The organism is Sphingomonas sp. DBB INV C78, assembly GCF_042693015.1.
Classification (GTDB): domain Bacteria; phylum Pseudomonadota; class Alphaproteobacteria; order Sphingomonadales; family Sphingomonadaceae; genus Sphingomonas_E.
Map to the genome: position 1 here is coordinate 3,629,243 of NZ_CP170544.1, position 26,562 is coordinate 3,655,804.

25 protein-coding genes are annotated in these 26,562 nt (G+C 63.8%); 10 read left to right on the forward strand and 15 right to left on the reverse strand.

Translation table 11 applies throughout. From position 1 onward, the window contains the following. Positions 1–100: 100 nt before the first annotated feature. Positions 101–1,837: an amidohydrolase family protein gene (locus tag ACFB49_RS17045; RefSeq protein WP_380872472.1), complete on the forward strand. Its 1,737-nt coding sequence runs from the start codon at positions 101–103 to the stop codon at positions 1,835–1,837. Continuing rightward, positions 1,834–2,661: a hypothetical protein gene (locus tag ACFB49_RS17050; protein ID WP_380872473.1), complete on the forward strand. Its 828-nt coding sequence runs from the start codon at positions 1,834–1,836 to the stop codon at positions 2,659–2,661. The genes ACFB49_RS17045 and ACFB49_RS17050 overlap by 4 nt, the downstream gene beginning before the upstream one ends. Positions 2,662–2,667: 6 nt before the next feature. Here the strand turns inward: ACFB49_RS17050 and ACFB49_RS17055 are convergent, their stop codons facing one another. Continuing rightward, positions 2,668–4,962 carry an arylsulfatase gene (locus ACFB49_RS17055; protein WP_380872474.1) on the reverse strand — a complete coding sequence of 765 codons (2,295 nt, stop codon included), beginning with the start codon at positions 4,960–4,962 and terminating at the stop codon, positions 2,668–2,670. Between the two features lie 165 nt (positions 4,963–5,127). On the opposite strand from ACFB49_RS17055, the gene ACFB49_RS17060 reads away from it, so the two are divergent. Both ACFB49_RS17060 and ACFB49_RS17065 read left to right on the forward strand, forming a co-directional pair. Next, positions 5,128–6,348, forward strand: a complete 1,221-nt coding sequence (locus ACFB49_RS17060) for a TetR/AcrR family transcriptional regulator (RefSeq protein WP_380872475.1) — start codon at positions 5,128–5,130, stop codon at positions 6,346–6,348. A 100-nt stretch (positions 6,349–6,448) separates the two neighbouring features. Continuing rightward, a complete protein-coding gene (locus ACFB49_RS17065; RefSeq protein ID WP_380872476.1) occupies positions 6,449–6,925 on the forward strand; it encodes a MucR family transcriptional regulator in 477 nt (158 codons plus the stop codon). Positions 6,926–6,979: 54 nt separating this feature from the next. Here the strand turns inward: ACFB49_RS17065 and ACFB49_RS17070 are convergent, their stop codons facing one another. Beyond that, positions 6,980–8,434 (reverse strand): CHAD domain-containing protein, encoded by a 1,455-nt coding sequence (locus tag ACFB49_RS17070; RefSeq protein ID WP_380872477.1) that lies wholly within the window; start codon positions 8,432–8,434, stop codon positions 6,980–6,982. A 226-nt stretch (positions 8,435–8,660) separates the two neighbouring features. Here ACFB49_RS17070 and ACFB49_RS17075 point away from each other — a divergent pair, with 226 nt between their 5' ends. Next, positions 8,661–9,131, forward strand: a complete 471-nt coding sequence (locus ACFB49_RS17075; RefSeq protein WP_380872478.1) for a MucR family transcriptional regulator — start codon at positions 8,661–8,663, stop codon at positions 9,129–9,131. Between the two features lie 21 nt (positions 9,132–9,152). Here ACFB49_RS17075 and bluB read toward each other — a convergent pair whose 3' ends face one another. Together bluB and ACFB49_RS17085 are read right to left on the reverse strand one after the other, a co-directional pair. Then, positions 9,153–9,800 carry a 5,6-dimethylbenzimidazole synthase gene (bluB, locus tag ACFB49_RS17080; protein WP_380872479.1) on the reverse strand — a complete coding sequence of 216 codons (648 nt, stop codon included), beginning with the start codon at positions 9,798–9,800 and terminating at the stop codon, positions 9,153–9,155. A gap of 330 nt (positions 9,801–10,130) precedes the next feature. Further along, positions 10,131–12,353, reverse strand: a complete 2,223-nt coding sequence (locus ACFB49_RS17085) for an EAL domain-containing protein (RefSeq protein WP_380872481.1) — start codon at positions 12,351–12,353, stop codon at positions 10,131–10,133. Between the two features lie 305 nt (positions 12,354–12,658). Between ACFB49_RS17085 and ACFB49_RS17090 the strand changes: the two genes are divergently transcribed. Further along, positions 12,659–14,377, forward strand: coding sequence for a diguanylate cyclase (locus tag ACFB49_RS17090; RefSeq protein ID WP_380872482.1), 1,719 nt, complete (start codon positions 12,659–12,661; stop codon positions 14,375–14,377). Between the two features lie 5 nt (positions 14,378–14,382). Here the strand turns inward: ACFB49_RS17090 and ACFB49_RS17095 are convergent, their stop codons facing one another. The 6 genes from ACFB49_RS17095 to ACFB49_RS17120 all read right to left on the reverse strand — a co-directional run bounded on the left by ACFB49_RS17095 (position 14,383) and on the right by ACFB49_RS17120 (position 19,282). Beyond that, positions 14,383–15,792: an FAD-binding oxidoreductase gene (locus ACFB49_RS17095; protein WP_380872483.1), complete on the reverse strand. Its 1,410-nt coding sequence runs from the start codon at positions 15,790–15,792 to the stop codon at positions 14,383–14,385. 18 nt (positions 15,793–15,810) lie between these two features. Beyond that, on the reverse strand, positions 15,811–16,338 hold the full coding sequence (locus ACFB49_RS17100) for a carboxymuconolactone decarboxylase family protein (RefSeq protein WP_380872484.1): 528 nt from the start codon (positions 16,336–16,338) through the stop codon (positions 15,811–15,813). Continuing rightward, positions 16,328–16,819, reverse strand: a complete 492-nt coding sequence (locus tag ACFB49_RS17105; protein WP_380872486.1) for a hypothetical protein — start codon at positions 16,817–16,819, stop codon at positions 16,328–16,330. The genes ACFB49_RS17100 and ACFB49_RS17105 overlap by 11 nt, the downstream gene beginning before the upstream one ends. A gap of 12 nt (positions 16,820–16,831) precedes the next feature. Then, positions 16,832–17,425: a TetR/AcrR family transcriptional regulator gene (locus tag ACFB49_RS17110; protein ID WP_380872487.1), complete on the reverse strand. Its 594-nt coding sequence runs from the start codon at positions 17,423–17,425 to the stop codon at positions 16,832–16,834. A gap of 74 nt (positions 17,426–17,499) precedes the next feature. Continuing rightward, positions 17,500–18,024 (reverse strand): DUF2141 domain-containing protein, encoded by a 525-nt coding sequence (locus ACFB49_RS17115; RefSeq protein WP_380872488.1) that lies wholly within the window; start codon positions 18,022–18,024, stop codon positions 17,500–17,502. Beyond that, positions 18,017–19,282: a hypothetical protein gene (locus ACFB49_RS17120; RefSeq protein WP_380872489.1), complete on the reverse strand. Its 1,266-nt coding sequence runs from the start codon at positions 19,280–19,282 to the stop codon at positions 18,017–18,019. Before ACFB49_RS17120 ends, ACFB49_RS17115 begins: the two co-directional genes overlap by 8 nt. A gap of 82 nt (positions 19,283–19,364) precedes the next feature. Here ACFB49_RS17120 and ACFB49_RS17125 point away from each other — a divergent pair, with 82 nt between their 5' ends. Continuing rightward, positions 19,365–19,991, forward strand: a complete 627-nt coding sequence (locus ACFB49_RS17125) for a phosphatase PAP2 family protein (RefSeq protein WP_380872490.1) — start codon at positions 19,365–19,367, stop codon at positions 19,989–19,991. On the opposite strand, the gene ACFB49_RS17130 is transcribed toward ACFB49_RS17125, so the two are convergent. Then, positions 19,992–21,365 carry a PLP-dependent aminotransferase family protein gene (locus ACFB49_RS17130; protein ID WP_380872491.1) on the reverse strand — a complete coding sequence of 458 codons (1,374 nt, stop codon included), beginning with the start codon at positions 21,363–21,365 and terminating at the stop codon, positions 19,992–19,994. A gap of 83 nt (positions 21,366–21,448) precedes the next feature. On the opposite strand from ACFB49_RS17130, the gene ACFB49_RS17135 reads away from it, so the two are divergent. Further along, complete coding sequence (locus ACFB49_RS17135) at positions 21,449–21,898, forward strand: DUF983 domain-containing protein (protein WP_380872492.1); 450 nt, start codon at positions 21,449–21,451, stop codon at positions 21,896–21,898. Next, positions 21,895–22,191 (forward strand): hypothetical protein, encoded by a 297-nt coding sequence (locus ACFB49_RS17140; RefSeq protein WP_380872493.1) that lies wholly within the window; start codon positions 21,895–21,897, stop codon positions 22,189–22,191. Before ACFB49_RS17135 ends, ACFB49_RS17140 begins: the two co-directional genes overlap by 4 nt. A gap of 18 nt (positions 22,192–22,209) precedes the next feature. Here the strand turns inward: ACFB49_RS17140 and ACFB49_RS17145 are convergent, their stop codons facing one another. The 4 genes from ACFB49_RS17145 to ACFB49_RS17160 form a co-directional block, all read right to left on the reverse strand. After that, entirely contained in the window at positions 22,210–23,088 is an 879-nt protein-coding gene (locus ACFB49_RS17145) for a caspase family protein (RefSeq protein WP_380872494.1), read from the reverse strand. A 46-nt stretch (positions 23,089–23,134) separates the two neighbouring features. Further along, positions 23,135–23,605: a hypothetical protein gene (locus tag ACFB49_RS17150; protein ID WP_380872495.1), complete on the reverse strand. Its 471-nt coding sequence runs from the start codon at positions 23,603–23,605 to the stop codon at positions 23,135–23,137. Between the two features lie 63 nt (positions 23,606–23,668). Next, a complete protein-coding gene (locus ACFB49_RS17155) occupies positions 23,669–24,994 on the reverse strand; it encodes a hypothetical protein (RefSeq protein WP_380872496.1) in 1,326 nt (441 codons plus the stop codon). Beyond that, on the reverse strand, positions 24,991–25,281 hold the full coding sequence (locus tag ACFB49_RS17160) for a hypothetical protein (RefSeq protein WP_380872497.1): 291 nt from the start codon (positions 25,279–25,281) through the stop codon (positions 24,991–24,993). The genes ACFB49_RS17155 and ACFB49_RS17160 overlap by 4 nt, the downstream gene beginning before the upstream one ends. 288 nt (positions 25,282–25,569) lie before the next feature. Here ACFB49_RS17160 and galE point away from each other — a divergent pair, with 288 nt between their 5' ends. Next, a complete protein-coding gene (galE, locus tag ACFB49_RS17165) occupies positions 25,570–26,559 on the forward strand; it encodes a UDP-glucose 4-epimerase GalE (RefSeq protein WP_380872498.1) in 990 nt (329 codons plus the stop codon). Positions 26,560–26,562 lie beyond the last annotated feature (3 nt).

Below are 26,562 nucleotides of genomic sequence, written 5' to 3' on the forward strand. Positions count from 1 at the left end.
ACGGCTTAGGACTATCGCTTAGTCACCCGTCCATCCGGCATACTCCCCCGACAAAGAACGAAGCGGGCACGCCCGACTTCGGCAACATGGGTGAGAGAGTATGGCTGATTTCGATCTGGTGCTGCGTGGCGGCTTGATCGCCGATGGCAGCGGTGGCGAACCCGTCCGTGGGGACGTGGCGATCGTCGGCAATCGCATCGCCGCGGTGGGCAGCTTCCAAGGTGAAGGGGCGCGCGAGATCGATGTTGCCGGCCGCGTCGTCACCCCCGGCTTCGTCGACATCCACACCCATTATGACGGGCAGGCGATCTGGTCCGACCGGTTGAACCCATCGTCGCAGCATGGCGTGACAACGGTGGTGGTCGGCAATTGCGGCGTCGGCTTCGCCCCCTGTCGGCCGGGCGACCATGACCTGCTGATCAACGTGATGGAGGGCGTGGAGGACATCCCCGGCGTCGTCATGGCCGAAGGGCTCGATTGGCATTGGGAGAGCTTCCCACAATATCTCGACGCGCTGGACGCCAAACCGCGCGACATCGATATCGCCGCTTATCTGCCGCACAGCCCGCTGCGCGTTTTCGCCATGGGCGATCGCGGCGCCGCGCGCGAAGCCGCCAATGACGATGACTTGGCGCGGATGCGGAGCATCGCCAAGGAGGCGATCGAGGCCGGCGCGCTCGGCTTCGCCACGTCACGGACCTTCATTCACCGTACTGCTGCAGGCCAACTGATCCCGAGTTTCGATGCCTCGCAGACAGAGCTGGAAGCGGTGGCGATGGGGTTGGCGGATGCCGGCGACGGGATCATCCAGGCGGTGCTCGACGTGCCGACGCGAAGCTGGGACGACGAGATCGGGATGCTGCGCGAAGTGATGCGCCGCACCGGCCGGCCCGCCACCTTCACCCTCGCTGCGCCCAACCAGGGGCCGCGCCTGTGGGAACCGGTGCTCGCCATGCTCGACGACGCCCGTGCCGAAGGCCAAAAGCTGAGCGCGCAGGTCTTCCCGCGTCCGATCGGCATGATCGCGGGGCTGGAGCTTTCGACCAACCCCTTCTGCCTGTGCCCGAGCTTCCAGCCGATCGCGGGCCTGCCGCTGGCGGAAAAGGTGGCGGCGATGCGCAATCCGGCACTCCGCGCGAAACTCGTGAGCGAGGCGCCGGCCGATGGCCATCCGCTGACCCAGATGGGCCGCGCCTGGGACTGGATGTTCCTGCTGACCGAGGAAGCCGATTACGAGCCGTCGCTCGACAAGAGTATATCGGCGATCGCCAAGGCGCGCGGCGTCACGCCGGAAGAGGTCGCCTATGATCTGCTGCTGGAAGATGACGGCCATGCGATGCTGCTGATCGCGCTCGGCAACTTCTTTGAAGGGCGGCTCGATGCGGTGCAGGAGATGCTCGATCATCCCAATGTCGTCGTCGGCCTTGGCGATGGCGGCGCGCATTATGGGGTGATTTGCGACGCAAGCTTCCCCACCTTCACGCTGCAGCATTGGGTGCGCGATCGTTCGGGATCGCGGATGCCACTGGGCCAAGCGGTGAAGATGCTCGCACATGATCCGGCCCATGTCGTGGGGCTGCTGGATCGCGGGCTGATCGCCCCCGGATATAAGGCGGACATCAATGTCATCGACCTTGATCGCGTGCGGCTGTGCAAGCCGGAGGTGCGTTACGACCTGCCGGCCGGCGGCCGCCGGCTCGATCAGCGGGCCGAAGGCTTCGACCTGACCATCGTATCGGGCGCGATCATCGCCGAAAGGGACACGCCGACCGACGCCAGGCCCGGCAAGCTGGTCCGCGGCACCCAGGCTGCACCCGTGCTGGAGGCCGCTGAATGAACGACGTCCCCTATCTGCTGCGCGGCGTGCAACCCATGACCACCGAAAGCTCGGTGCTGGTCAGCTCGTCCAAATATCTGAACGATCCGCGGCTGCGCGAATGGATCGCCAATATATCGCTCAAGCGCAACGGGCCGGACATGCCGGCGCAGGCAGAGATGTATCCGCTGATCGGCCTGCTCGACGAGTTGCAGGACAAGGACCGCATCGAGGAGATGTTCACCGCGGAGCGCACGAAGAACCCGGCGCTCGACGCCTGGTTCAACGAGTGGCACCTGTCCGACTATGACGCCGACTATTTCAAGCAGTTCGCCGAAGGCACGCTGGGCAACATCTTCTATCGCGACGTGATCGAGAAGAATTTCGAGATCATCATCTACGAGAAGCCGCAGCCGAAGACCCAGTTCGAATATTTCCTCTTCCGTTCGGGCCAGAACCACGATCTGGAGCATATCCTGACCGGCGGCGACTTCAATTATATGGGTGAGCTGGTGCCGGCCTGGTTCCGCATCACCAACCAGTTCAAGCATCTGAGCCCCGAACTCGCGACCGAGGTGTCGCTAAGCTATCTGTTCGTGACGATGCGCTATTCGATCCGCACTTTGCTGCATTATCCGACGGTGTGGCAGACCTGCCAGAATGCGGTGGAGCGCGGCATGAAATGCGGCCACGCATCGGGCCCGCTGTTCATGGCGAAATATGAGCCCGTGTTCCACCTGCCGCTCGAAGAAGCGCGGCTCGCGCTCGACGTCCATGAGGCCGAGTTCGTCGACACGACCGGCCCGTCGATGGTGTGGGCGGGACGGGAAGCCGCCCACACCTGACAAATCTCAGCGCTGCTCGATCGTCACCCCGTCGATCTTCGCCCCGGAGATCGCGTAGCCAAGCGCTGCGCCTTCCGGATAGCGCCCCGCGGGCGAACCGGTGTCCACGCCGACATCGAAGGTTTCGTTGATCGAGAAGAAGGCCGGTGGGCTGGCCGGAATGGTGTCCGCCGCCGCCTGCGTGCCGTTGACCAGCAGGTTGAGCTGACCGCCCTTGGCGAAGCCGAGGCCGTCATAGTTGAAATCAACGCGCAGCGTGTTGCGGCCGGCCGCGAGGGGTTGGCCCACGAGATCGACGGTCTTCACGTCGAACAGCCGATAGGTGAAGACGGGACGGCGTTGCGCATCGATATAAAGCGACCAACCCGCCGCGGTGCCGCCGATCGTGGCGATCACGCCGCTGGCCTTGTCGGTGACGTCGACAGCAGACTCCAGCGACCAGGAGCGGTTGGTCATGCGGGGCACCGCCTTTTCCGGCACGCTGACGGTGCCTTCATAATAGGTCGCGCGCTTCAGCCCTTCCGAAAGATCGGGCAGGCCCTTCTGGCTCATCTGCTGGCCCTTCAGCGGCAGAACATTATTCGCCGCCGCCTCCTGCATGAAAAGCGCCTTCATCTCCTCGAGCTTGGCGGGCTGCTTGGCCGCAAGGTCATTCGCCTGGGAATAATCCGTGCGCAGGTTGTAAAGCTCCCACTTGTCGGCCTCGAACGGCTTGGCGCTGAGGTCCATGCCGATGCCCCAGGGCAGGCGGCTGTGGAAGGCCGACGCCATCCAGCCGTCATGGTAGATGGCACGGTGCCCGAAGACCTCGAAATATTGGGTCGTGTGCCGCTCGGGCGCCTTGGCGTCGTTGAAGCTGTAGGTGAGGCTGACGCCGTTCATCGGCTTCTGGTGCACGCCGTTCACCTCCTCCGGCGCTTTGATGCCCACGGCATCGAGGATGGTCGGCGCGATATCGTTCACATGACCGAACTGGCTGCGCAGGCCGCCCTTGTCGGTGATCTTCTTCGGCCAGGTGACGACCATCGCGTTGCGCGTACCGCCGAGATGCGATGCGATCGTCTTGGTCCACTGGAAAGGCGCGTTGGTCGCCCAGGCCCAGGCGGAATTGATATGCGCGTAACTGTCCGCCGCACCGATCCGGTCGATGCCGGCGAGCTTGGTCGCCTCCGATTCCGGAATGCCCTGGAGCGGCCCCATATAATTGAGGCTGCCGCCCAGCCCGCCCTCAGCGCTCGCGCCATTATCGCCGACGATATAGACGAAGAGCGTGTTGTCGAACTGGCCGCTATCCTTCAGCGCCTGCGCCAGCCGGCCGACCTGGGCGTCGGTGTGGGCGAGAAAGGCGGCATAGGATTCCATCAATCGCGACGCGATCTTCTTCTGGTCGGGGGTCAGGCTGTCCCAGGCGGGGAGTCCCTCCGGGCGCGGCGTCAGCTTGGTGTTGGCGGGGATCACGCCGAGCTTCTTCTGGCGCGCGAAGATTTCCTCGCGCAATTTGTCCCATCCCTGATCGAACTTGCCACGATAGCGCTCGATCCACGGCTCCGGCACCTGGATCGGCGCATGGATGCCGCCGGTCGCAAAATAAAGGAAGAAGGGCCGCTCGGGCGTCACCGAATGCTGCGAGCGCATCCATTCGATGCTGCGATCGGCGAGATCCTCGGTCAGGTGATAATTCTTGCCCGGACGCCGCAGCACTGGCGTCGTCCCGTCATAGAGCGTCGGTTCGAACTGGTCGGTCTCCCCGCCCTGGAAGCCGTAGAATTTGTCGAAGCCCTCGCCCGTCGGCCAGCGATCGAACGGGCCGCTTTGCGACACTTCCCAATCGGGCGTCTGGTGCCATTTGCCGAAGGCGGCGGTGCTGTAGCCGTTCTCACGAAGGATCTCCGCGATGGTGGCGGTGTCCTTGGTGTGGAAACCCGAATAGCCCGGCCGTGCATCGACGCCATTCATCACCGCGCCGATACCGGTGGCGTGCGGGTTGCGGCCGGTGAGCAGCGAGGATCGCGTCGGCGAGCAGATCGCGGTGGTGTGGAAGCGGTTGTAGCGCAGCCCTTCATGCGCGAGAGCATCAAGCGCCGGTGTTGCGGCAGGGCCGCCGAAGGTAGCGGTCGCACCGAACCCGACATCATCAAGAAGCACGAGGACGATATTGGGCGCGCCGGCGGGAGCCGTGCGCTGGTAGGTTGGAACCGCGGGCGCCGCGGGCGTTGCCGATTGCGCCATTCCGACGCTGCCCCAGGTTGCAATCACCAACGCACCGACCGACGCGCCCATCCGTATCGCCTTATTGCCCACGCACTTATCCTCCGTTGTTTCGTACGATACTATACAGTACCGTATGATGTGAGTTGCAAGCGGATTTGACGTGCGGAACGGGCATCGCGCGTTAAAGACGGACATTGAGCCAACGGGATGACGCGCGCCGGAATGCGACAGGAGCAGGATCGCCGAGAACGGATCATGGCGGAAGCCGCAGTGCATTTCCTGCGCGACGGCTTCGAGCGAACCAGCCTGGATCGCATCGCCGCCACGGCCAAGGTCAGCAAACAAGCCATCTACGAATATTTCCGCGGCAAGGGGGATCTGTTCGAACAGGTCGTGCGCGCCGAACTGCTCGAGAATTTCTCGGACGGACTGCCGCTGCAGGGCGATGTGCAGGCGACACTGGAGCAGTTCGCCATCCTGCTGGTCGAAAGTTTCGCGACGCCGCGCAACTACGGATTGTTTCGCGCCAGTATCATGGCGACGCGCGCCTTCCCGGAGCTTGCGGCCGCGCTCCACGATTATCGCCGCAGCGCCAGCCGCGGGCTCTCCACCTATCTTAACGACCTGGCGACGGACGGCCGGTTGCAGCCGATCGAAGGCGATCCGCTGGATCTCGCCACCCGGCTCGGCGCGATGGCGGTGGAAGGCAGTCGCCATTTCCTGGGTTATCCGCTGCCGACGCGCGCACAACGCCAGGCACAGGCGCGGCTTGCGGTGGAAATCTATCTACATGGCTGGCGCAAAGCCGATGGATCGCAACTGCCCGACGACGCCCCTCTGCCATCGGCACCACCCGCCGCCGCCGGGGGCGTGCAATTGCGCCTGAAGCCGGAGCGCTTTGCGGCGCTCTGTACCGCGGCCGCGGACGAGTTTCTCGCTTATGGCTTCGAAAGCGCGAGCCTCGACCGGATCATCGCGACGACAGGAGTCAGCCGATCGACCATCTATCGCCAGTTCGGCAACAAGCATGGCCTGTTCCGCCATGTCATGGAATGCGAGATCCATCGGATCGCGCAGCAGCCACTGCCGATGCCTGTTGCACCTAATCTGGAACAGCGCATCGCAATCTTGACGCGGACGGCGCTCGATCGACATCTCGAACCCCGCTCGATCGCGCTTCATCACCTGCTCGTCGAGGAGGCGGAGGCATTCCCCGAAGTAGCGCGCGCCTTTTACGCTACGCAAGTGAGGAGCGTCGCTGATCCATTTGTTGCGATTCTCGCAACAGAAGGAGTTGATCGGCCGACGCCAGCAGTTCTGCGTTGTGTCCATACACTGGTAACATCCGGCGTCCGTTACATTGCGGCGCCGCGACCAGTGCATTCCAACGAAAGAGAAGTTGTGTCGCGGCAGGCCGCCATCATTATATGTCGCGGCCTAATTCCGTACCAGTTCGGTACAACCGACTTAAAATAGTCAGGTGCAGGAAACTCGATGATCTGGTTAGAGATTAAACTGCAAGGCCGATTCCAACAGAATCGTACTGCCCAATCAGTCAAGCGTTCCGGAGCCCCGAATGACCGACGAATTCAACCGTACTCTCGTGGAAATTACCGCCGATATCGTTTCCGCGCATGTGTCGAACAATGTCGTCAGCAACACTGATGTGCCGCAGCTCATTCAAGCCGTTCACGGCGCTCTTGCCAAACTGTCCAGTGGTGCGACGCACCAGGCCGAACCGGAAGTTGCCGAGAAGCCCGTTGGGGCCGTCAGCGTTCGCAAGTCGACATCAAATCCCGCGCATATCCTGAGCATGATCGACGGCAAGCCCTATAAGAGCCTGAAGCGCCATATCGGTCGTCATGGCTATACGCCGGAAAGCTATCGCGAAGCTTTCGGCCTGCCCGCGAACTATTCGCTGGTGGCACCCGCCTATAGCGAACATCGCCGCGCCGTCGCCAAGCAGTTCGGCCTGGGCCGCAAAAAGACTGAAGTCGTCGCTCCCGCCAAGGCCGTGCGCAAGCCGCGCAAGCCCGCGCCGCGCGCCAAATAATCCGTCTCGCCTTCCCCGCTGCCGACGGTTGCGGGGAAGGCTGCCGGTGATCGCTCACCGCCAGAAGCGATTGCGATCCAGCAACTTCTTGCGCGCGTCCTCGCCCTCGGCGATCAGATCGGCGCATCGTACCGGGTCGATGCGCACAAGCTTCTCGAACTCGTCCATCCCGATCTGGCGCAGCAGATCCGGCGCGGTGACCATGTCGTTCAGCCTTCCCAGCCGGTCCTGCAGAATTTCCAGCGCGGCGATGAACCTGTCATATCGCTTGCCGGCTTTCCTGCCCGCAAACAGCCCGCAGAAATATTCGCTCGCATAGCGCAACTTCTTGGCAGCAATGCGCACATGATGGCGCGCTTCGTCGTCGAGTTCATCCAGCTTGCCGGCACGCTTGATCTGCCGACGGAAGCGATCGAGAGCATCCACCGCCAAAGGCGAGAGCGGCGCTGCCGCCCTTGGCGACGACATTGCGGCGCCCGTCGCGATCCACTCCGCCAGATCGATCATCAAGCCGCGCGTGCGCGCGGAATCGAATGCGGCAACCGCGGCGTCATAGGCCGCCCGGCGCGTCCGCTCCAGCGACGCGCGATCCTCCTCGGGCAAGCCATCCAGCAAGACATCCAGACCGCGCGCCTGCGACAATGCATTGCCGAGACGGCGCAGTCCGTCAGCCAGTTCTTTCCGACGTTCGACACCTTTTAGCATCGGCCTGAAGGTCGACAGGGCCGAGCGCAACCGCCGCAGTGCGACCCTCGCTTGATGAAGTGCCCGCGCATTGCGGTTCGCCAGAAACAGGGCTTCGTTCAACCGGAACTGCTTGATGCAGGCCTTGACGATGGCCGCGAACCCCTCGCCCGCCGTCGTGCCGGCCGCCAGATTCAATTGCCCGGCCTTGCTGGCCTTGCAATCCTCCTGATCGACGAGCCGGTAACCGCGTTCGGACTTGCTGAGAACGCCACAGCGCAACGGCGCGATCGCATCCAGACGCCGCGCAAATTCGAACAAGGCGGCCGGCGGCCCGTCCTTGAGTTCGAGTTCCAACTCGCAAAAGGATCGGGTGGAGCCTTCGGCGCTCACCGATCCGTGATCGATGGCGAGTTCAAACCTGGCACCGCCTTGCTCGACGTCGTAGATTCGCCGACTGACCACAACCTCGAACAGCGGCCCCACCGCCGCCGCATCGAAGCCGTCGAGCCAGGCGCCGAGCGGCAAGACGTCGTCGATCACAATGGCGTTGTCCGGGATTTCCCGCTCCCATTCCTTTCGCGCGAACAGACCGACTGCGGGCGCGTCGGTAGCCTTCAGCGTCTGTATATATCGTTCGCCGTCATGGCGAACGCGCAAGGAAAGCCCCACGCTCCGCAAGGCATGGTCGCGGGTGTCGAAATAGATTGAATGGAGATTTTTCTGTTGCGACGGGAGTTCGGCAAGCAGAGGCGACGCTTCGATTGCCGCCGCCGCATCCGGCGCAGCATCAAGTTTCAGTTCGAGCTCGTCGTTGTAGATCACGAGGCCCGGCCTCCTCCTCTGCGAGGGCACACATCACTTAACGCATGTCAAGCCGCAGCGCACGCGGTTCGCCAATATCAGTTCTCAGCGGAACGGGACGCCAGAAAGGCATCGTGACTCATCATGGCTGGAATATCATAGTATTATGAGCGGAATCGCGTTAGAATGAAAATAACTATTCGGCCCCGCGAGCCGACTCTCGGCAGCATCGACATTGGAGAATGGCATGACTGACGACCGCAATGCAGCGCTGATCGAACTTACAGCAGATATCGTCTCGGCACATCTGTCGAACAACAATGTTGCCGCAGGCGATGTGCCGGTGCTGATTCGTTCGGTGCATGACGCGCTGGCCAAGGCTGCCGGCGGAAATGGCGCTGCAGGCGGCGAAGCGGATCGGCCGGTGCCCGTGGTCGGGATCCGCAAGTCGCTGTCGAACCCGGAGCACATCATCAGCCTGATCGACGGCAAGCCCTATAAGAGCCTCAAGCGGCATATCACCCGCCACGGCTATACGCCCGAAAGCTATCGCGAGGCCTTCGGCCTGCCGGCCAGTTACCCGATGGTCGCTCCGGCCTATAGCGAGCGCCGCCGCGCGGTCGCGAAGGAACTCGGCCTCGGCCGCAAGAAGGGCCAGCGCCCTGCCGCGAAGGCGACCACTTCACGACGCCCGCGAAAGCCCGCCACACCGAACTGATCGCGAAGGACCGGCAACGTATCAGCGGTCGATGATGTTGCCGGGCCAATCGTCGCGCCCCTGCCATCCGCGCCGTTCCAGTTCGGGCACGGTCGATGCTGCATCTGCGTAACCGATGCAAAGCAGAGCCATGAAGTGCCAGGAGGGCTGCACGGAGAGCAGTTCGGAAACCTTGGCAGGATCGACGATCGACACCCAACCGACGCCAATGTCGGCCGCGCGGGCGGCAAGCCAAAGGCTGTGGATTGCCATCACCGTCGAGTAACGCAGTGCTTCCGGCATGGTCGCGATGCCGAGGCCGAAACCTGCTCCTGGCGCTTCGTCCGAATAGACCGCGACGATCTCGGGCGCTTCGCGCAATCCATGCAATTTGAGCGAGTGGTAGAGCGTCTTGCGATCGCCCGGCGCGTAACGAGCGCCGGCACGTTCGGCCTCCGCATCGACATGTCCGGCCAACGTCTCACGCAAGACGGCGGATTTGACGCGAACGAATCGCCAAGGCTGAGCATTGCCGACCGAGGGCGCCAGTGATGCCAAATGGAGCAGTTCTTCCAACGCTCCGTCCGGCAAAGGATCGGTGCGGAAATGCCGCACGTCCCGCCGCCATGCGAACAATCTGGCGAGATCCGCCCGGAAGTCGTCACTGAATTCGGGTGCGTGGGGCGGCAATTTCGAACCTCGTGAGCAGCGTGCAAAGGCAGCGCAACACGATATTCCGGCCGCCGGCAAGCGCCATCTAACGACGCAAATCCACGCCGGCGGCGGGCAAAAAAAAGCCCCGCCGGAGCGGGGCTTCCATCAAATCGATTCGGTCAAACCGATTTCAGCGCCACTGGCCGCCACCGAAGATCCAATCCCAGATGCTGCGAACCGGCTGAGTACCGCGAACCTGACCCGTCTTGTTTACCATGATATCCCCCGTGTTCCGCGGGCGAGCCAACGGCTCCCGCGAGAGGGCATTTACCATTAATGGTAATAGTTAACAAGGCGATAATCATATCAGGCGGCGGACTCGATCTCCCCTGGCATCAGCAAGCTCAGCAGCGCTGCAATCGGCATTGGCCGGCCGGTATGGTAACCCTGGACATAATCGCACTGCATGCGGCGAAGCTCGGCCAGCGTCGCCGCGTTCTCGACGCCTTCGGCAACCACCTTGCGACCCAGGGAATGAGCGAGCTGAATCGTCGAGTGCACCATGATTCGGTCGCTCTGCGACTTATCGAGCATGCCGATGAAGCTGCGGTCGATCTTGATCTCGCCCGCCGGAATCTTCTTCAGATATTCGAGCGTCGACAGCCCGGTGCCATAATCGTCGATCGAAAGCTGAACCCCCATCGCGCTCAACCGCTGGAGATTCGCGAAGGATTCGTCGGCACTCGCGATCGCAGTGGTCTCCGTCACCTCAAGCGTGAGCAGTTCCGGCGCGAGACCATGGCGGCTGAGCGTCCGCTCCACCATTCCCACCAGTCCCGGCTTGTCGAGCAGTCGCACCGACAGGTTCACCGCGATGGTGAAACGCTGGCCGCGACGATTGATGTGGGCAGCAGTTGCGACGGCAGAGTCCAGGATATGCGCGGTCAGATTCTCGATCCGCCCGCTCCGCTCCGCCGCGACGATGAACTGGCTGGGAAAGATTTCACCCTTTTCCGGATGCTTCCAGCGCGCCAGAGCCTCGGCACCGATGATGCTATCGTCGCTGATGTCGAGCTTGGGCTGATAGGCGACCCAGATCTCGCCGCGGTCGATCGCCTGGTCGAGGCGCCCGAGCAGCGACAATTTCCATTCGGCATCCTCCAGCGTAGCGGGGTCGAAGGTCGCCCAGCGCTGGCCCTCCTTCGCAGCCTCGTCGGCGGCGACCAGCGCGCTCGACACGCGCTGCATCAGCGGCCGCGACGGATCATTGTCGAGCCCGAAGGTGACGGAGAGGTCGACGAGCTGCGTCGAGACGATCACCGGGCTGCGGAACAGCGCATGCAGGCCGTTGAGCTGTTCGACCAGCGCTTCATCCCGCTGCGCAGGCGCAAGCCAGATGAAGATGCCCTCATCGGCCTGATATATCGGCGAGCCGATCGCGCCGAAGCTGAACCGGCTGGCAATCTGCTCGACCAGTTCCTTTTCATAATCTTCCGGCAGCGCGGTGGTGATCTCGGCGAAGTTCTGCACGCGCGCCGCGATGATCGTGCCCTGCGCACCCGCGCCTTCCTGGCGCAGCGCGTTGAGATTGGGCAGTCCCGATATCGGGTTGGTCAGCCCGCGGACCTGATATTTCCGCCGGACATTGCCATAGAGACGAACGCCCGCAACGACCGTGAGCACGCTCAGCGCGGGTGTGACTTCAAGGAAGATATGCCGGATCTCCAGGATGACCGGACCGAGCAGGAAGAGGGCATAACCGCTTGCCAAGGCGATTCGTGCCGCCGGACGGTTGCGGATCGTCAGGAAGGCCGCCGCGAGCGCCGTGGCGATCATCATCGGCGGCAGCCAGCCAAGCATGATCGGACGCCCGGCGCTCAGCGTTTCGGCAGCGAGGACATGAAAGAAGATGGCCGGGACGAAGGCGTAACCTGGCGCGAAATAATGGTCCACGCTGCCCGACGTCTGCGCGATGATGACGGTCTTGCCGGCGATCGCCTTCTCATTGCCGAGCCCCGACAATATGTCACGGGCGCTGACCACGGGAATCGAGCGCACATCGATCGAATAGTCGATCGGGAAGCGGGTTTCCGGTTCGCCAGGCACACCGCTCAGCAAGCTGGCCAGCGACGGCATCTTTCCGTCGGCCAGCGCCAGCGCATAGGGATGCTCCCAAACCTTGCTGTCGCGCAGCACCCACAAATTGGTGTTCGCCGTGCGGGCATATTGGGAGAATCGGGCGATCGGCCGGCTGTCCGCTTCCGCGCCTGAAACCATGTCGACCGAAAGTCGGCCGGGCAGCGACACCAGCCCTCGCGATGCACGCAACGCCGCTTCAAGCTTCGCATCATCCGCCGGTGTGCCAGCCGCGAAGAGATCGACGCCGAGGTGAATATGCTTGGCCTTGGCTTCGCGGAGCCTGGTGACGATCTCGCCCAGCCGCGCGCGCGGCCACGGCCAGGGACCGATTTCAGCGAGGCTGAGGTCGTCGATCCCGACCACGACGAACTGGCCGCTGGCGGGGCCGCTGTGCATCTTGGCCCGCACCGTCTTGCCGGCAAATTCGAGCGGTTCGAGCAGGCCGACCACGCCAACCACCAGGCCAAAGAGGAGCGCGGCGCAAATTATGCGCAGATTTCGCCCCTTAAACGGCGCGTGTTGAGAGGATGGTGTCGACCCCATGCCTGTGTCTTTGACCTTTCAATCCATTCTTGAACAAAAATCCTTAGCGAAACGGAAACGACACCGTCCGGAACCGCACTTTCCCGGGGTGGCGAGGGGCGGAACCGTCTGATAGGCAGCGTGCCCGCAAGGCTTTGATTACTATAATAGGATAACCGTAACGCGTTCCGCGGATGCCGATGCACAGCAGGGGAAAGGGGTAGGCATTGAAAGTGCGCGTGATTCTCGTCGCCTTGCTGCTGCTTTGCGGTCTCTTCGGCCCGGCTGCGGCCGCGCCCGTCATCCTCCGGATCAACGAGCCGCTGTGCCACGCCGTTTCGGCGGAGAGCGCCGTCGGAGTTGCGCCCGCCGCAACATCATTCCACTGCGAAGGCGATCCTGCCGGCTATTCCACGGGCACCTTGTGGCTGCGCACCGATCTGCAGGCCACGCCGCACAAGGACGACGGGTTGACACTGCTCGTCCACCAGACCCGATTCGAACGGCTCGCCGTCACCTTCGCTTATGCCGACGGCTCGACGCGGACGGCCGAAGTGCGCGAGGGCGCGTTCGGCACGCATTGGCGCGTCGGCGGCCAGATCGCGTTCGAGGCGCCCGACCGGAATGTCGCACTCGTCGGCATGACGATGCGCATCGACAAGCTGGCCAGCCACAACCTGTTGCGCATCCGAATCATGGAAAAGGGCGCCGCCGATACCGAAAGCTCTGTGGTGGCGGCCCTTATCGGTGGGGCGCTGACGCTGCTGCTGCTGGGTGCACTCTACAATCTGTCGCTCGCGCGTGCGGTGCGGCGGCAGTTCATCGCCTGGCACGGCGCCTGGGCCGCCTGCGTGCTGTTGTGGGGCCTGTTGTGGTCGCAACTCGCGCTGCTCGTCGTTCCGCAGGTGGCGGGCGCGCCGGCAGCGCAACTCTGCACCTTCCTTTCGACGCTCGCGATCACCTTTGCGACGGTCAGCGCGATCACCTCGCTGGAACGGCATTTGCTGCCGCAGGCGGTGCGCATCGGCGGGCTGATGCTTGGCGTGTCGATCAGCCTGCTCGGCCTGGTGGCAGCGTTCATCCGCACGACCGCGATCGACATGGTGGGCGCGGTGCTTGGCATCCTTATCATCGCCGATCTGCTGCTGGTGGCGATCTGCATCATCTCGGCCTGGCGCCGCGGCAGCCCCGAGGCGCGGGATTTCGCGCTCGCCTGGGCCCCGCCGATGGCGACGTTGGCGCTCACCCAGTTCATCGACATCGGCGATCGCCTGCTCGGCGGCGGCCCGCAGATCGCGGTGCTGATCGCGTCGGCCCTGCAGACCGCCTGGCTGTCGCTGGCGGTGACGCTGCGTTTCGCGCGGCTGCGCGCCGAACGCGATGCTGCCCGCGCCGCCGAGGCAGAGATGGACGAACTCGCCCGGCGCGATCCGTTGACCGGGCTGCTCAACCGCCGCGGCTTCATCGATGCGGCGAGCGACGCACTCAATGACGATGAGGAGCAGGGCACCGCGTTCGGGCTGCTGCTGATCGACGTCGATCATTTCAAGACGATCAACGATCGCTTCGGCCACGATATCGGCGATGCGGTTCTGCAACGAATCGCCCATCGGCTGCGGCAATGGGAAGGCGATATCTGCATCGCCGGCCGCTTCGGTGGGGAGGAATTCATCCTCGCCGTCCGCGGCCTCGGCGCCGGTCCGCTCGGCAAATTCGCCGATCGCGTGCGGATCGGCATCGCCGATCATGGCTATGCCGATCTGCTACCCGACGGCGCGGGGGTGACCGTCAGCATCGGCATCGCGGATGCGCGTTCCGGCGACAGTTTCGAGGCGCTCTACAAGACGGCCGATCGGGCGCTCTATGAAGCGAAGCGCGCCGGTCGCAACCGGGTGGCGCACGGCAAGGCAGCGGCTACCGCATCGCCCGGCAAGGCAGCCAGCCGCGCCTGATCCTGCTAAGCCGGCAGGCGGAAGATTTTTCCAGGGTTCATGATGTTCCGCGGGTCCAACGCCAGCTTCACCGCGCGCATCAGATCGACGGCGTCGCCCAGTTCCGCCTCCAGCGCATCGATCTTGCCGAGGCCGATGCCATGCTCGCCGGTGCAGGTGCCGCCCATCGCCAAGGCGCGCTCGACCATGACGCTGTTGAGACGCTTGGCCTCCGCCAGTTCCTCGGGCCGATCGGGATCGACCACGAAGACGACGTGGAAATTGCCATCGCCGACATGCCCCACGATCGGCGCAGGGATAGCGCTCGCCTGGATGTCCGCCTTGGTGGCGAGGATGCATTCGGCAAGCCGGCTGATCGGCACGCAGACGTCTGTCGACCAGCCCGTCGCGCCAGGGCGAAGCGCGAGCGCGGCATAATAGGCCTGGTGGCGCGCTTTCCACAGCCGGTTGCGTTCCTCGGTCGAGGAGGCCCAGTTGAGCTCGCCGCCGCCATGGTCGCTGCTGATCGCACCGACAATCTCCACCTGCTCGCGAACATGGGCCTCGGTGCCGTGGAATTCGAAGAACAAAGTGTTCTTTTCGGCAAGGTCGGTCTTGGCCCATTGGTTGACGGCACGGATCTGGACGTCGTCGAGCAGTTCCACACGCGCCAGCGGCACGCCGATCTGGATCGCCTGGACCACGGTAGCGACCGCGCCCTCCAGATCGTCGAACGCGCACACCGCCGACGATATGGTTTCGGGAATGCCGTAGAGCCGGAGCGTCACTTCGGTGATGATGCCCAGCGTGCCTTCCGCACCGACGAACAGCCGCGTGAGATCGTAGCCGGCGGCGGACTTGCGCGCGCGGTGCGCGGTGGTGATGACGCGGCCATCGGGCGTCACCACTTTCAGCGCCAGCACATTTTCCCGCATCGTGCCGTAGCGCACTGCATTGGTGCCCGATGCGCGCGTGGAGGCCATGCCCCCCAGGGTAGCGTTCGCGCCGGGGTCGATCGGGAAGAACAGGCCCTTGTCGCGCAGGAACAGGTTGAGATCCTCGCGGGTGACGCCTGCCTCAACCGTGCAGTCGAGATCCGCCTCGTTCACCGCGACGATGCGGTTCATGCCCGTCATGTCGATGGTGATGCCGCCGCGCACCGCCGCGATATGGCCTTCGAGCGAGGTGCCCGCGCCATAAGCGATCACGGGGATGCTGTGCTCGGCGCAGATCGCCACGGCCGCCGCCACCTCTTCAGTCGATTGCGCGAAGAGCACCGCATCGGGGCTGCGCGCAGCATGATAGGTTTCGACCTTGCCATGCTGGTCGCGCAGCGCCTGGTTCTGGGTGAAGCGGTCGCCGAACCGATCAGAGAGGGCGGCCACCGCGGCTTCGGGCAGGCATGTCGCGGGCGGAGAATCGAGAAGGGTCGTCATGCCCACCCCTATACACCCTCAACCCGTCGAAATCGCGACCGACACTTCCATGATCGGCAACGGATCTTCGGGCATGCCGCCGATGCTCACGGCTCCGCGCGAGGTGAAGTTGAACGTCATCAGCGCCACCAGCATCGACGCGATCTCGGCCGGATCATATTCGTCGCTGAGGCGGCGCGCAGTCTCCGCATCCATGCCCGCCGGGAAACCGAGATAGGAATCGGCGAGTGCGATCGCGAGTTTCTCACGATCGGCAAGCGCGCTGTCCTGATAGCCATCGGCCACCATTTCAGCGCGGTCCTCGGAAAGCCCGTCGGCGCGCGCAACATCGTAGCGCACAGCCTTGCAGAACACACAGTTCACGGTGCGGGCATTGCGCAGGCGCAATATCTCCAGCAGCGAGGGCGAGACCAGGCTGTCCTTCCAGACGTGGCCGTTTAGCGCGATCACCTCGTCCACCGTCTCGCCGACGAGGCCGAGGGCGCTATCACGGATCACATTCCCGGTCTGGGTGCCGGGGCCGTTGGCGCGGGGCTTAGCCGACATAAGCGACCTCCTTGGCTGGAACATAAACGGCCATGTCGCTGAGGCAGCGTGCCGCGCGGATACGGCCGTCGATGCAGCCGAGTGCTTCGATCAGGAAGACAAAGCCGGCCTCGCCGACATGCGTCTTCACCGCATCGGCCACCTCATCGGTGATCGACTGGGGATCGACCCAATAATATTCGGCGAAGAGCAGGATCGCCTTGTCCTTCGGCGAGAAGGCCGGATCGTCGAGCGCAGCACCTGCTAGCACCGCGGCACGACGACCTGCCGTCACGGGCGAAACCAGCAAGGGATTGGTGGCGGCCATTTCCGCGCCGCTCTGGTGCAGCCGCGCAAAGGTCAGCCGGCACAGTTCGAGCAGTTCGACCGGCACATGATCCTGCTTCCACAGGCTGGCCCATAGCCGCGCAAAACTGGCAGCGGCAGGCCCGGCCTTGGCGAGGGCATCGTCGAGGCTGATACTGGTTATGACATCCGTCATCGGCGCTTCCTTTCAGGCGGATTGCGGGGCAAGAGCGGCGCGGACGACGCCGGGGAAATCGGGGGCGGGTGCGCCCATGCGCGCCGAAACGCTGATGCCCTGGGTGGTGAGCAACAACCATCGCGCGGTCGCAACGGGATCGAGGTCAGCGCGGATCGAGCCGCCGGCCTGCCCACGCTCGATCAGCGCCGCGAAGGCACGCTCCATACGGGCATAATAGCCGTCGATGATCGCGGCGACTTGCGGATCGGAGCGGCCGAGTTCGGCAACCGTGTTGGTGATGAAACAGCCGCGCAGATCATAGCCCTGCACGACGGCATCGTTCGCAGCGCCGGTCGCCGCCTCGAAATAGGCGATGATCGCGTCGAGCCCGTCGCCTTTCTCGATCAGCGCGATATAGGGCGCCGCGATGTGGGCGATGTAGAATGTCAGCGCGTCGGTGAAGAGGCCCGCTTTGCCGCCGAACGCCTTGTAGAGGCTGTGACGATTGACGCCGGCCGATCGCGTCAGCGTATCGACATCGCAGTCGGCGAAACCGTGCTCCCAGAATTGGAACGTCGCACGTTCGATCACCGCTTCGCGATCATAAGCTATCGGCCGGGACATGATGGGTTCGCATCGCCCTCAATTCAGAATGATTGTTCTGTAAATGCCGGTGCCCGTCCTGTCAACGCGTGCGCCTAGCGTGCGTTCGCGATCGGCCCGACGCTGAAAAAGCCGGTCTTGTAATTGAGGATCACCGGCATGGTCCTGACGCCGGGCTGCGCGGTGAACACCACCTTGGCCAGTGGCGGCTTACCCAGCCCCAGCTTCGGATTGTTCGTGAAGCCGACGCCATCGGTGCTGGTCGAAAGATCGGTATCGCCATTGGCGTCATGCAGCACAGCAATCGCATAACGGTTCGGCCCCGGCAGCGCGACACAGACATCCACATCGCCCGAAGGCGGCACCGGCAGTTCGATGCGTTTGAGCTTGCGTCCCTTGGCCAGGAAATCCTCCTTCCGATCGCTGTAGAGGCGCACGATCAGCCCGCCCGCGCGGTTCTTGAACCCCTGGATGCGAAGGCGAACCGCGGGGCCGGAAGCCCCCGCCACGCAGGCTTGGGTGTCGGGCGGCTGCGATCCTTCGCGAAGCCCCTGGGCCGGAATAGCGCTGCTGCCGAAAAGCAATGCGGTGGTCAGAGCAAGACAGGTCGGTCTATTCATTGCCGCTCCCTTCCGGCGGTGGCGGACGACCCGGCGCCGATCGGCTCACCAGCCGGTCGATCGCATCGGGCACCAGCCGTTCGGCAAAGCCCGCGATGAACGCCCAGATCAGCATCTTGAAGAAGTCGCCCGGCTCGGCAAAGCCCATTCGGCCGGCCAGCAAGGCGAACCAGCCGCAGGAGGGGCCGGCGGCGGTGTAACAATCCTTGATCGGCTCGGGCTCGACACCCTTTTCGACCTTGTCCTTGTCGGGCCGGCGGGAGATGGCGATCGGCGTCGCCTGCCCATCTGCCCGCACCCCGCCCTCCGGCGCTGCGGCCAGGTTAAAGCTCAGCTTTGCGGCCAGCACCTGATTGGCCTCGGCATCGACGGGGCGCGGAAAGATGCCGCCTTTCACCCCCAGCATCTCACCCGCGCCCGAAACGAAGATGAAATAGAGCAGCAGCGAAAAGATGCTGCCGCTGATCATGCCCAGCCGGATGCCGCGCCGCCCAAAGCGCAGCGGCGCCAGTTCGAAATAGGGATCGGGGCGCCGGTTCCCTTCGCCCACCGCGGCCTGCAGGCGGCGGATGGTGCTCATCGCCGCGCCCAGATAGCCCATGAACATGATCATGATCAGGCCGACGAGGAAGATCTTCGAAAAGTGGACCGAGGACATATCGCTGCCGCGGCCGAACAATGCCTTGATGAGAACGTAGGTGATGGCGACGAACACAAGGAAGATCGAAATGTCCCTGACGATCGTCCAGCCCACCCAGCGCTGGAGATCGTTGATCGTGCGTTCCCCTTCGCGGTTCATCAGGAAGATGCGGTTGATCTGGCCCAGCAGCGTGATGGCGTCGGCTTCCACCAACGTCATCGCCTCGTCGGACAGTCGATCGGGATTGGCGAGCGAAGGCGGCTTGGACGCGCGATACTGATCGACCGAACGTGCCGACGCCACCCGTTCGAACCGCTCACGGATATTCCAGCAAGCCCGGATCTTCATTTCCTTGGGCAGCAGCCGCACCAGTTCCATCTCGCAGGCCACGAGTTGGGAGAAGTCGGCCGTCGCGCGTGCCACGCCGTTCCGCCCGTCGAACAAAGCGGCAATCCGGTCGGTGAGTTCATGCATGCGCGGATCGTCCCGATCGGCACCGACCGCCATGGCGTGAAGCGACCTCGCATAGGTGTCGAACAATTGGACATCGCGATCGGAATTGTCCGATGATCTTCTTGGAAAGCGTGGTCTGCCGAACGGCCAAAACGGCTTCGACATCCGGCACTCCTTGCCCACTGCGCACAGCGAACCTACCATGAATCGGCCGCAACAAACAATTTAGGCCGAAACCGGAGACAGGATGGCGGGAAAGGCGGGGGCCGCGAACCTCAAGGTCTGGGGGATCAGCGCCACGATCATCTTCGCGGCGACGGCGGTTTGTGTCGCCACCGGCGTGACGGATGGGCTGGACCGTGCTTCGATGCTGGCGCTCCGCGGCGGCGAGCCTGCGGCCACCACCGTCAGCGCAATCACAGCGATCACCGATATCGGCGCCAGCATCGTGCGGCTGCCGGTGGCGCTGGTTGCCGTCGCCTTGCTCTGCGCTGTTCGGCGCTTCCCCGCCGCCTGGTTCATTGCGGTTGCGGTCACGGGCGGACTGATCCTTACCGGCCTGCTCAAACTGATCTTCGCGCGGCCCCGGCCAGATCTGATGCCGCACCTCCAACAGGTGACGTCGACCGGCTTTCCCAGCGGCCATGCACTGGGCGCGACCGTCACTTATGGCGCGCTGGCGATCGTGATCGGTTGCATGGACGATCGCTACAGGCGCAGCGCGATGGCCTTCGTCATCCTGCTCGTTGGAATCATCGGGCTGACGCGAATCTATCTCGGCGTCCACATGCTGACCGACGTGGTTGCGGGCTGGAGCGTCGGTGTCGCCTGGCTGGCATTATGCCTTGCCTTCGCCCGGCAGCGTCGCGCCTGATCAGATCCAGGCGCTGCCGCTGGCGCGACCGTGGAGGAGTGCCGCCACCCGCTCGAAAGCGCGCCCCAGCCGGTCATGATCAATGGCTCCGCCGATGGATATGCGGACCGCGGCGACCGCTTTGTCCTTGCGTGGCGAAAACGCCTCGCCGGGCACGATCGACAGCCCGGTCGAGCGCAGCCCGGCCGCAAGTTCCGCGCCCGTGACACGCTCGCCATCGAACTTCAGCCAGATATGATAGCCTTCGGGATGCGCTGCATAGTTGAGCCCCGTCAAATGGCGCGCGGCGATGCGCTGGCGCGCGACCGCTTCCGCCCGCACCCCGGCGACCAGTTCGGCAAATGTCCCGTCGCGCAGCCAGGCGGAGACCAACGCGGCATTGAGCGGCGGCGCCATCACCGCCGTCTCATGAACTTGCCTGGCGAGCAGCCAGGCGTCACCGATCGTCGGCGCGCGCAGATGCGCCACCCGCAGCACCGGCGAGATCACCTTCGACGTGCTGGCAATATGCCAGGTCCGTTCGGGGATGAGGCTGGCGAGCGATGGCAATGGCTGCGACGGCAATTGGCCATAAGCATCATCCTCAATGATCGTCGCGCCATGACGGCGGGCGATCTCCGCAATTGCGTGGCGCCGCTCGATGCCCAGCGTCGCCGCCGTCGGATTGTCGTTGGTCGGCACTAGATAGATCGCCTTCGCCCCGCCCGCGATCGCCTGTTCGAGTGCGGCGGGGTCCATGCCTTGCGCATCCATTTCGACCGGCGATAGCTGGATGCCGAGCCGCGCAGCGAGTGCCAACAGGCCGGGATAGGTATGGGCGCCGGTACAGATCCGGTCGCCGGCAGAAAGCGTCGTGCCCAATATCGCATGGAGGGCATTCTGTCCGCCCGCGGTGATGGCGAGTTGATCCTCCGTCGTCGCAATGCCGCGTGCCACCAGCGCCTCGGCCGCCTGCGCGCGATCGTGCGCATTACCCCCGCTCGGCTGATATTGCAGCAGCGGCGATCGGCCGCCGGCGCGGAGCAATGCCGCGGTGCCCGTGCGGATCGCCTCGTCGAGCAGGCCGAAACCAGGCTGCGGCGGCATGTTCATGCCGGTATCGTCCGAAGCCCCATCCGCAACCGGCGCCGCTGAATTGCGGACATAGCTGCCGAGCCGCCCGGCACCTTCGATCAACCCCGCCTCCCGTGCGATGCCATAGCCCCGCGTGACCGTGGTCAGGTCCACGCCGAGCAGACGGGCAAGGTCACGCTGCGGCGGCAGACGCTCTCCGGCGCGCAGCACGCCGCCGCGGATCGCGCGACCGATCGCATCGGCAATGGCGCGATATTTGGGACCGGATTCCGCGCCCAGATCGGGCAACCAGTTTTGCATGGATCAACGTCGCATTATGTATGGTTGTTGTATGGATATATGCGGCATATCTGAGCGCCAGGCAATGCTGCTGGAGCCGAATCATGGACGTGCCGGAAGCTGATACGGACCGGGAATGGCCGAAGTTGGACCCCATCCCCACGGGCATCCGCGGCCGCTGCCCGCGCTGCGGACAGGGCCATTTGTTCGACGGCTTCCTGAAGCTGCGCGACGATTGCGAGGTGTGTGGGCTGAGCTACGCCTTTGCCGATCCCGCCGACGGGCCGGCCTTCTTCGTCATCTGTTTCGGCTGCGTGCCGGCGGTGATCTTCACGCTGGGCATCCAGATCGCCTTCGATCCGCCCTGGTGGGTCCACCTGCTGACATCCCTGCCCTTCCTGCTGGTGACCTGCCTGCTGCCGCTCCGCCCGCTCAAGGGCTGGCTCGTATGCAGCCAATATTTCTTCAAGGCGCGTGAGGCGCGGATCGTCGGCACCTGGTATCCCTATGGCCCCGACGGCCCCGGCGTCACGTCCCCCAAGCGGCTCTGGTGAGCGCGATGACGCCCTCTCCTATCGAGGCTGCCCGCCGGGCCGCCGGAAAGCTGCTGCGCGATCGGGGCTATGATCGCGAGGCGGCGATTGTGCTCGCCGGCGAAGGCGACGATTTCGCCGAAGTCCGCATCGCGCTCAATCTGCTGGACACAGAGGCCCGCGACCGCCAGCGCCAGACACAGGCGCTCGCCGCCTATGCCGACGCGGATTTCTGGGATGAAGCCGGCGCGGACCTGTCCCCCGCCCTCACCGACCGCGGCGCCATCGCCCGCGCCGCCCTCGCAACGCACTGACGCCGATCCAACCGGCCCTCAGGCGATGGCAAACGGCTTCTGTGCGTCATAACCGCCATTAGGCACCCCGATCACATTGTGCTGCGGAGATTGCTCGTTCGGCATCTTGGCCAGGATGCGTTGATAAAACAGCGCATAATCGCCGCTGAAATGGCCGTTCGCCCATATCCGCAACAATTCTTCGGTGAATAGCCCGTTCGCTACCCCGTCATAGGAATATTGATTGTCCATGCAGCCGGAGATCAGCCGGACCGTGCAGGCAATCTGGGCCGCGACATCGCGAGCACCACGTTCGGCCAAACCCCGCTGTAACTCGTCATAGAATTCGCGGTTCTGCCTGTAGGTGCGCCCTGCGATGGACAGCGGCATCGCCCGTGGAGTCGCTCGCCAATCTTCGCTGACCTCGTCGGCGGTCAGCACGAGCTTGCTTGCCCCCTGCGTCTTGTAGATCGTCCCGCTGTGGCAACTGTCGGAAATCAGCAGCACGCGCACACCCGCAGCGAATTTCGTCCATAGTTCACCAAGCTCGTCGTCGATCAATTCACCGTCATACAGACACCAGGTCTCATCCTTCCCATCGGGCTCGTCGCCGCTCGGATCGGGAATGCTGCCGCCGTGGCCGGAATAGGTGATCAGGAAGATATCGCCCCCCTTGAGCACCGCAGCGGCATTGCCGATGGCGGCGACGACCGCAGCCCGCGTCGCCGCTCCGCGAATCAGGTTACTCGTTGCGAAGCCGGCTTGTTTCGCCAGAGCTTCCATATCCTCGGCGTCGAATTCGCACGCATTCAGTTCGCCGTCCCACCCGGCATAATGGGCCGGGTCGACGAAGTTCAGCCCGATATGCAGCGATTGTCCGCGGGGCCCCGCCGCCGCATTCTCTTTCGCTTTTGCCATTCCGACCTCCTGTTGCCGGTCTTGTCGGGACTTCAGCTTGTCCCGATCATGGGAAGACGCGCTTCACGATCGCCTCCACCAGCGGGAAGAGCAGCAGCACGCATCCGGCGAGGAGCAGGGCCGAAACCTGCGCCGACCATGTCAGCCCCAGCGCTTCGACCAAGGGGCTCTTCGTGGCGTAAAGCCAGGCCATGAATGCAAGCGTCGAATTGATCACCTGGTGGATCGGGACGGCTTCGCCCGGCTCGCGCGTGGCGAAGGCGACCCAGAGTGCCGTGGCAATGACCAGCAGGCCACCGACCCATTTCTGAGCGCCGATATTTCCCTCGCATAACCCGATCAGCACCTGATAGGCCGCGATGACCTCGCCGGGTATGTAGGTGATTAGCCGCCCCAGATAGCCGCCAGCACCCGGATCGGTTTGCGGTGGCGCCGCCGTTGGCGCCGCCCGTCCGACAGTCTTTGGCTGCGTCTCGATAGCGACCTGCACCTGGGGCAGGTCCGTCGGGGTCAACACGGCACGCGGTCTCAACCTTGGCATCTTCGCTTCCTCGCAATCAGCCGCGCCAGGCGGCGCTCATCAGTGGATGACCCCGAAGGTGATGCCGACGCGGTGTTCGTCGGCGAGAGATTTGATTTCGGTGCCGTCGGCATAAGTGAGACCGAGTTCGAAGCCGATCTCGCCCGCCCACCAGCGATAACCGAGCGACGCATCGATCCGGTCGATGTCCGGACCGTCGCCATCGACGAGCGGCAGATAGCGGTAGTTGACGCTGGCGACGAGGCCGTCCTGGGGATTGCCGTTGGCATCCAGCGACCGCCGAAAGCTTGCGCCGATCAGCCCGCCAAGGCCCAAGAGCGTGTCGGATTCGTCCAGGTCCGCGGAGCCCCGTTTCAAGACATAGCGTATGTCGGCTTCGGCAGCGACGTTGCAGCGCCCCTCAATGCCGAAGCCGATCGCCTTGAACATGTTGAGATTGCAGAAACCGAAATCAGGCACCCCGCCTGTGATCGGGACGAGGCTCGCCGCGCCATGCAGGAATTTGGCGTCGGTAACATAATCGAAGGTCGCGCCGATCCGCCCTGTTGCCCGAAGCCAGCTTGCCGGCCGTATCGTGCCGAGAGCGCCCAGTTCCAGCGCATCGACGTCATCCGCGCGTCCATCATCCTCCGCGGGCGTAGCCACCGGCGAGGTCTTCGTGCGAACGCGGCTGTAGCTATAGTCGGCGTAAACCATGCCGTAGCGGTCGATATTGCCGAACGCGATGGCGGCAGCGGCATCGATCGTCACCGTCGTCGTGCTTGTAGTTTCGCCCTTCAGATTGGTGCTGCGCAACTTGTCCCAGCCCACCCGGGCCGCAGACGCCGCCAGCCGGTCATCGCCGACATCGTCCAGTTCGTCCACCGAACCGCGAATGACCACGGGGTTGAGCCTGGTGAACCGCGCGGGCTTCTCCGGGCTGGCCGGTGCGCAGGTCAATTTATAAGGCGGGCCTCCTTCGAGCCGGAAAAGCCAATTGTTGAAACCCGCTTCTCCCCTTGGCGGGGGCTTGGGGCTCACCTGCAAAGCATTGGCAAGGTCCGTGTCCGATTGCGCGAGCTGCTCCTGCAGCAAGGCCGTGGCGCCCCGCAACCGATTGCTGCGATCGCTGAGCCTTTCGGCGAAGTCGGGCGTTGAAAGCGCGACAACGTCTGGCGCCAGTTCGTTCAGGCGCGCCTCCGTTCGGAGTGCCTGTTCGAGCCTGACCCGCTGGATTGTCCGACCTGCCATGTCCTGGCAGGCACGTTCCACGCCGCGCGTCGCTATTTCGATTTCCGTCGGTTCCTGCGCCTGCGCCGCAGCAAGCGGCATAACCGCAATGCTGCCGAAGAGGTGCAGGCCGGCCAGCCCCCAACGCCCCCTCACGGAATCTGATCTGCCAGATCGGCGATGGCGGTAACGAAACTGATGAGCGGCGATCCATGAAAGGACGCACGCGACGGCTCCGACATCCAGATATGCGGTATATCGGCAGCAAGCGCATTGAAGCGCTTGATCATCTTCTGGGAAAGTATCAGCCAGTTGTCCACGTCGAGCCCCAGATTCTTGGGGGCGACGGCTCGCCATTTATATTGCAGGTCCGGCCTGGCCTTCGCGATTTCGCGCCCCACCGCCTCTTCGGCCCAGGCATAAATCTGCTCCGGATCAGCCATTGCATCCTCCCGCTCCAATACCGGCCGGATATATCGCCTCAGTATCGATCAGCGTCGGGAGACTGGTTCAAAATGGAGTGCTGATCCCGAATTTGATTAAGTCGACTTGGCGTTTTTGCTGATTTATTTAGAAAATCGGCGATCCAACCGTCAAAAACTCGAACCGAATTCGCCAAAACCCTTTATCGCAAGCTCATCTCATATCGTCGAAGTCCGGGCTTGTGCGACGCAACATGGTCGCGCACCTTGGCAGGCGATTGAATCGAAACCCATTCCCAAGGAGCGAAGATGGCGAGATCCGTGCTGGTGACCGGCGGGGCCGGCTATATCGGCAGTCATGCCGTGCTGGCCCTGCTGGACGCAGGCTACAGCGTGTCGGTGATCGACGATTTTTCCACCGGGTTTCGCTCCGCCGTGCCGGACACGTGCGCCTTCTACCAGGGCGACATAGCGGACTGCGCGCTTGTCGAAAGGATCATCGGGGAGCGCGGGATCGAGGCGATCATGCATTTCGCGGGATCGATCATCGTTCCCGAATCCGTTACCAACCCGCTCAAATATTATGACAATAATACGGTGAAGAGTCGCAGCCTGATCGCCCAGGCCGTCGAGCACAATGTCCGCCACTTCGTCTTCTCGTCCACCGCGGCAGTCTATGGCGAGCCCGACCGGACACCGATTGACGAGGACACACCGAAGCAGCCGATCAACCCCTATGGTTCATCGAAGCTGATGACCGAATGGATGCTGCGCGATACCGCCGCGGCCCATGATTTCGATTATGCGGTGCTGCGTTATTTCAACGTATCAGGCGCCGATCCCAAGGGCCGCACCGGCCAGTCCACCGCCGGCGCCACCCATTTGATCAAGGTCGCGTCCGAAGTGATTGCCGGCAAGCGCGACGGCATCGCCGTGTTCGGCACCGACTATGCGACGCGCGACGGCACCGCGATCCGCGACTATATCCACGTCTCCGATCTCGCCGATGCGCATGTGCTGGCGCTCGACCGGCTGTTCGACGCACCCGGCCAATCGCTGCTGTTCAACTGCGGCTATGGCAACGGCTTCTCGGTGACCGAAGTGCTCGACGCGGTGGAGCAGGTCGCCGGCACGTCGGTCAACCGCCGGCTCGAAGGGCGACGACCAGGCGATCCGCCGGCGCTCGTCGCCGACAGCGGCAAGATCCGCGCAGCATTGGGCTGGACGCCGCGCCATGACGATCTGGCGACGATCGTCGCCCATGCGCTTGCCTGGGAAAGGAATGGCAGAGCGCGCTGAGCT

Coding starts and splice junctions, on each gene's coding strand:
- ACFB49_RS17045 (WP_380872472.1), top strand. CDS start 101: ATGGCTGATTTCGATCTGGTGCTGCGTGGCGGCTTGATCGCCGATGGC.
- ACFB49_RS17135 (WP_380872492.1), top strand. CDS start 21,449: ATGGACGTGCCGGAAGCTGATACGGACCGGGAATGGCCGAAGTTGGAC.
- ACFB49_RS17105 (WP_380872486.1), bottom strand. CDS start 16,819: ATGACGGATGTCATAACCAGTATCAGCCTCGACGATGCCCTCGCCAAG.
- ACFB49_RS17115 (WP_380872488.1), bottom strand. CDS start 18,024: ATGAATAGACCGACCTGTCTTGCTCTGACCACCGCATTGCTTTTCGGC.
- ACFB49_RS17075 (WP_380872478.1), top strand. CDS start 8,661: ATGACTGACGACCGCAATGCAGCGCTGATCGAACTTACAGCAGATATC.
- ACFB49_RS17110 (WP_380872487.1), bottom strand. CDS start 17,425: ATGTCCCGGCCGATAGCTTATGATCGCGAAGCGGTGATCGAACGTGCG.
- galE (WP_380872498.1), top strand. CDS start 25,570: ATGGCGAGATCCGTGCTGGTGACCGGCGGGGCCGGCTATATCGGCAGT.
- ACFB49_RS17095 (WP_380872483.1), bottom strand. CDS start 15,792: ATGACGACCCTTCTCGATTCTCCGCCCGCGACATGCCTGCCCGAAGCC.
- ACFB49_RS17060 (WP_380872475.1), top strand. CDS start 5,128: ATGGCGGAAGCCGCAGTGCATTTCCTGCGCGACGGCTTCGAGCGAACC.
- ACFB49_RS17100 (WP_380872484.1), bottom strand. CDS start 16,338: ATGTCGGCTAAGCCCCGCGCCAACGGCCCCGGCACCCAGACCGGGAAT.
- ACFB49_RS17065 (WP_380872476.1), top strand. CDS start 6,449: ATGACCGACGAATTCAACCGTACTCTCGTGGAAATTACCGCCGATATC.
- ACFB49_RS17145 (WP_380872494.1), bottom strand. CDS start 23,088: ATGGCAAAAGCGAAAGAGAATGCGGCGGCGGGGCCCCGCGGACAATCG.
- ACFB49_RS17120 (WP_380872489.1), bottom strand. CDS start 19,282: ATGTCGAAGCCGTTTTGGCCGTTCGGCAGACCACGCTTTCCAAGAAGA.
- ACFB49_RS17130 (WP_380872491.1), bottom strand. CDS start 21,365: ATGCAAAACTGGTTGCCCGATCTGGGCGCGGAATCCGGTCCCAAATAT.
- ACFB49_RS17050 (WP_380872473.1), top strand. CDS start 1,834: ATGAACGACGTCCCCTATCTGCTGCGCGGCGTGCAACCCATGACCACC.
- ACFB49_RS17125 (WP_380872490.1), top strand. CDS start 19,365: ATGGCGGGAAAGGCGGGGGCCGCGAACCTCAAGGTCTGGGGGATCAGC.
- ACFB49_RS17160 (WP_380872497.1), bottom strand. CDS start 25,281: ATGGCTGATCCGGAGCAGATTTATGCCTGGGCCGAAGAGGCGGTGGGG.